We start from the raw sequence: 4625 nt of genomic DNA on the forward strand, positions 1-4625 counted from the left end.
GTGCATATATCTAGGTTACGCGCCGAGATTGAAACCGACCCTAAACAGCCTCGTCGTGTTATTACTGTGCGCGGTGTTGGCTACTTGTTTGCACGGTCGCAGGTGTGATGCAGTTATGATTAACAGCCGTCTGTACCTACAAATCTGCTTCATCGTTTTTTCAAGCTTATTGGGATTCGCTCTGGTCGCCACGATTGCTTGGACGATCATTGGTCAAGATCAGTATGACGAGCAGCTATTTGTCAAAACCGCTGCCCTTAGTGAACTTCTTGTGCCCAGTGCCACCGAACCAGACGATGTGCAGCAAGCAGCCATCGATAAAATTGGCAACTACCTCGATATTGATCTATCCCTCTACAGCAGCGAAAAGCTGTTGATTGCGTCAGTCGGTACAGTAACGCCATTGGATGACGTACCGTTGGCCGAGGGCGCGTGGCGAGAAACAGAAGGTGGCACGCGGTGGGCAACTAAATTAACAGACGGCCGCCAGCTCGTTATCAACGTTAACCGGATCGCATTGCCCGGTGAATCCGCCGTGTTTGTGATATTTCTGATCATTTCCGCGCTTGGTATCGCAGCAATCATGTACCCGTTCATTCGAAATTTGACGGGAAGAATAGAGCGGCTTCAACTCGCTGTCAGACAAATAGGCTTCGGCGATCTCAGCGCTCGTGTCGAGCCAGAAGGCAGCGACGAGGTCGCCGCCCTTGCTGGTAGCTTTAACTCTACCGCCGAACGCATCGAAGCATTGGTCAATGCTCAAAAGCTGCTACTCGCCAACGCATCTCACGAACTGCGCACACCTCTCACACGCATTCGTCTTGGTATTGAAATGATCAAAACCGTAGAAGATGAACCCCGACAATTAGCATTGGCACAAGATGTCGAAGAACTACGAGTATTAATCGACGAGCTAGTTTTGATGACCCGCATCGATGCCGGTGTCGTACAACAGGATTTTGAGGTGTTCGACTTAATGGGTGTCGTCGCAGAAGAGTGCGCTCGTTACTCAAATTGCGATGTTCAGGGGTCGCCTGTGAGCATGTTCGGGGATGCACGAATGATCCAGCACCTTACCCGAAACTTGGTAGATAACGCGTTTAAGTACGGCGGCGCACCTGTTGCGGTAGACGTTCAAGTTAATACTGAGTATGTAAATCTGATCGTCAGCGATGGCGGCGACGGTATCCCAGAAGCAGATCAAGCAAGCATGTTTGAGCCTTTTCAACGTGGCCGCGGCAAACAGAATATCTCCGGTAGTGGTCTGGGGTTGTCGTTGGTGCAGAAGATCACTGATGCCCACCGAGGCACAATAGACCTGTCCTCTGGCTCGTCATCAACGGTTACGATTAGATTGCCGCTTGATCTAAGGACGTAATCGACCATCTGCGATGGTTACTACGTTATCAAGATTTTTCTTGTGTAATACCCGTTTAGGTTGTTATAAATAAAGGATAACAAGAGAAAGAAATACAATGACTAGCGCAGTTATTGAACATATTGAACCAGAAGAAAAACAAGGCTTTTTATCTAAGCTATTTAACAAAATAACCGCCCCTGTTCGGGATTGGCTCAACGATATTACAGACCTGTATGAAGACGCTAAAATACGTGTTGAAACTGGCGTAACGCCTAATAGAGAATTTAGCAGCGCGGAACTAGACGAACAACGCTTTAAGCACATTGTAAAAAATGTTTATATGCGTGATGTTGTCGAAAGTAGTCCAGAAGGTTTACGCGCCTCTATTGAGCAATTCCATAAAGACAATGGCGGCGGCTTTGATGTTGAAGAGGTCGCAAGATACGCAGAAACAATCCCCTAAATAAGCGCGAGGCCATGACCCCCTATTTTTGAAAAATTCAGAAACGCAAGCTGATATTGACTATAGAAATGACGTAGTAGAGCGAGAAACTAGGCATACTAACCAAGTTAATAAATGGGATGAATTAAACGATACTGTAGGCGGCGATTTATTCGATAATGACGCAAAAATATCTATAATGCGAAAACATGATAATGATGATGGAGGAAGCAGGGAAGATTTCAGAGAAAAAGTTATCAATGACATAAAGAGATTAGATGATAGCTCATTAGAAACACACAATTTAGATATATAAAAAAAGCCCCTTAATTGGGGCTTTAATCTTATTCGCTGTTAGTGTGATTTTCACTTACCGGTTCGCTCCCCAGGCGAATGACAATACAATTAAAATAACCTCTTAGGAGAAATTAAGAGGTTGGAAAAATCACACTATATTAAAAATCATGTTTCCTACACCATTAAAAAACCCCACTGCAATACCAGCTCGTTTGATGCCGCTAACGATCATTGCTTTTTCTCCCATAACATCCGTCGAAACACGCCATCTTTAATCCAAAATTGATGTACCAATGCCGCGCCGATATGGCCAATAATCAGCCCTGCGAAGGTGTGCATCGCTTGGGCATGAATGAAACGTTTAAGGTCAAAATTGTCGTGGCCAAAAAAGGAAAATGTATCTTGTAGATCGATCACCCCAAGAACGACCACCGGCACGTCATGGGCTACCGCTGTCATGAGGCCAGTAACAGGTACAACGATCATCAAAATGTAAAGTGTGGAATGGATGACCTTCGCAGCGATCACTTGTGGCCGTGATAATGTCGCTGGTAACTCTGGCGGCGGGTGTGATGTGCGCCATAGATAGCGAAGGCCGCAAAGCGAGGCGACTAAAAAGCCCCCTAGCGCGTGATACGAAAGCGCCGCCGACAATGCCTCACCTTCGTAATTATCTAGCGACCAGCCGTAAAACAACATGGCGACCACCAAAGCCGCCACAATCCAGTGCAGCCATTTAGCAACCGAGGTGTACGCCGTTGCCCGCGCTGTATGTTCACCTTTTAGCATTGTCGCCGCCTATCATCGTTGGGGCGCTCACCAAGATCGCATTATCATACGGTTGGAGAAGCCGCACGACCACATCAAAATGCAGCACACCGAATATCGCAAACATGTAGAAACCACTCAAACCGCTCGCTGGATCGAGCAGCACCCACGGTTCATTAACAATGCGGTCGATACCGATTAGGTATGCACCAAGAAAACCCACTTGTATGTACAAACTCAATACCCGCGAAAAAAGCGACGAACGATTGGTGCGCATAAGATAGATATAGGCCAATGACACACTGGCGATGTAAAAGTGCAAGTAGCTCACATAAGGGATAAACCAATGTGCCTCAGTGTAGTCCATCTCTTCCAAAATCATGGTCTTGAATGCTACCGCGATAACGCCGGTGAAGAAAAAACACATCATGAAATACAGTGACAAAATGACGTAGCGATATCGCTGACGAAGTGGCGAATCGAATGTGCCATTGGCCATCATTAGACGATAGGTACGCCTGAAAATGAAAATGGCGAGTATCGTCATCAGTGGTAGATACACATAGGCTTCAAAGAAGCTGGTCGAGCGTACCGCGAGCAAAAACGGTGCGATTATCTCGCCCAATGCATTGGTATAAGTTACGGTTTCAGCAGTCATGGCAGTTCACCTCTCTCGTTAATATTGGTTGGTTAAAACTGGTAACTGAACATGAGGCCACCTATGGCTTGAGCGTCACTACCGCGCTGTGTAATTAGCGAAGAATCGGCAACCTCATCGCCGAGCATGTCGTAGCCAGCAAAGCCAATCAGGGTGATTCGATCATTGAGCGGTAAGACCACCGAGCCATGCAGTCCATAGGAAACCAATCCCGCATCAGCTTGATACGTGGAAAGTCCTGAGCGCGAGGCTTGCACTGTGGTGATACCAAAATAGGTCTGATTGTAGTTTTTATCGCCATAAACGACTTCTGGCCCTACCGCAAAAAAGGCGGGTTTCGAGAACATCTGGAATTGTCCGGTAAATTTGATCTCAGCTTCTGCAATCAAACCCTCATGACCGCCGGACAGCCCTTGGCGTACTTCCAGTTTTGATCGAATCCGACTAGCTTCATATTCGATATATGCACCAACCTCAGCCGAACCGTCAATATCACCCAGCCCCAGCAGATCATTTACGTCATCACCAGATATACGCAATGGATTATCACCATCCTCATCGCGGCCAAAATCGTATTTAACAATCCCGCCAGCCTTCCAGTTATCTGTTGCCACAAAGTTATAGCCGACACCGCCTAACAGTGATGCAAAAAATCGATCCCCGTAAGTCACGCGCACATCGGGGAGAATGTTCAGTTGGTTTTCGTCATCCCCGACATAGGTAGGGGCGCTGACGACTCCAAGCGTGGTCGAAATACTCCACTGGTCTTCGGTCTTAGATTCTTCTGCGAAAGCAATCTGTGTGCTGAATAAGAGTACCCCAAGGCTTAGTAAAGTAATGCGTTTTGCAATCATGATCTTTCTCACTTAATAGTGTTTGTGTGGCCGCACATCGCGGTATTGGCAGTTGCCCCACTTGTCTATAGTCATAAAAACACGACTGCATTGCTCTGATTTTTCTGCGACGTAAAGTAATGTAAAGCTAGAGAGTTTTAAAAAATGTGGCATAATATGGGCATGCCTGTGACCAAAACGACTGACAACATTTTGCTAATCGACGACGATGAACGTCTCGCAGCAATGATCAAAGAGTATCTTGAG

7 protein-coding genes are annotated in these 4625 nt (G+C 46.6%); 4 read left to right on the forward strand and 3 right to left on the reverse strand.

Annotated elements, in window-relative coordinates:
* From AAEY94_RS20510 to AAEY94_RS20525, 4 genes are all read left to right on the forward strand, one after another.
* Positions 1 to 108: a winged helix-turn-helix domain-containing protein gene (locus tag AAEY94_RS20510; protein ID WP_502959371.1), complete on the forward strand. Its 108-nt coding sequence runs from the start codon at positions 1 to 3 to the stop codon at positions 106 to 108.
* Positions 109 to 115: 7 nt separating this feature from the next.
* Positions 116 to 1378: a sensor histidine kinase gene (locus tag AAEY94_RS20515; RefSeq protein ID WP_182745428.1), complete on the forward strand. Its 1263-nt coding sequence runs from the start codon at positions 116 to 118 to the stop codon at positions 1376 to 1378.
* Between the two features lie 97 nt (positions 1379 to 1475).
* Complete coding sequence (locus AAEY94_RS20520) at positions 1476 to 1823, forward strand: hypothetical protein (protein ID WP_182745426.1); 348 nt, start codon at positions 1476 to 1478, stop codon at positions 1821 to 1823.
* Between the two features lie 28 nt (positions 1824 to 1851).
* On the forward strand, positions 1852 to 2118 hold the full coding sequence (locus AAEY94_RS20525; protein ID WP_182745424.1) for a hypothetical protein: 267 nt from the start codon (positions 1852 to 1854) through the stop codon (positions 2116 to 2118).
* A 209-nt stretch (positions 2119 to 2327) separates the two neighbouring features.
* Here the strand turns inward: AAEY94_RS20525 and AAEY94_RS20530 are convergent, their stop codons facing one another.
* The 3 genes from AAEY94_RS20530 to AAEY94_RS20540 are packed head-to-tail and all read right to left on the reverse strand — an operon-like array spanning position 2328 to position 4379.
* Complete coding sequence (locus AAEY94_RS20530; RefSeq protein WP_182745421.1) at positions 2328 to 2888, reverse strand: cytochrome b; 561 nt, start codon at positions 2886 to 2888, stop codon at positions 2328 to 2330.
* Positions 2875 to 3525 carry a hypothetical protein gene (locus tag AAEY94_RS20535; protein ID WP_182745419.1) on the reverse strand — a complete coding sequence of 217 codons (651 nt, stop codon included), beginning with the start codon at positions 3523 to 3525 and terminating at the stop codon, positions 2875 to 2877. The genes AAEY94_RS20530 and AAEY94_RS20535 overlap by 14 nt, the downstream gene beginning before the upstream one ends.
* A 32-nt stretch (positions 3526 to 3557) precedes the next feature.
* On the reverse strand, positions 3558 to 4379 hold the full coding sequence (locus AAEY94_RS20540) for a MipA/OmpV family protein (RefSeq protein WP_182745418.1): 822 nt from the start codon (positions 4377 to 4379) through the stop codon (positions 3558 to 3560).
* Positions 4380 to 4625: the final 246 nt, after the last annotated feature.

It is taken from the genome of Shewanella sp. AC34-MNA-CIBAN-0136, assembly GCF_040309945.1.
Classification (GTDB): domain Bacteria; phylum Pseudomonadota; class Gammaproteobacteria; order Enterobacterales; family Shewanellaceae; genus Shewanella.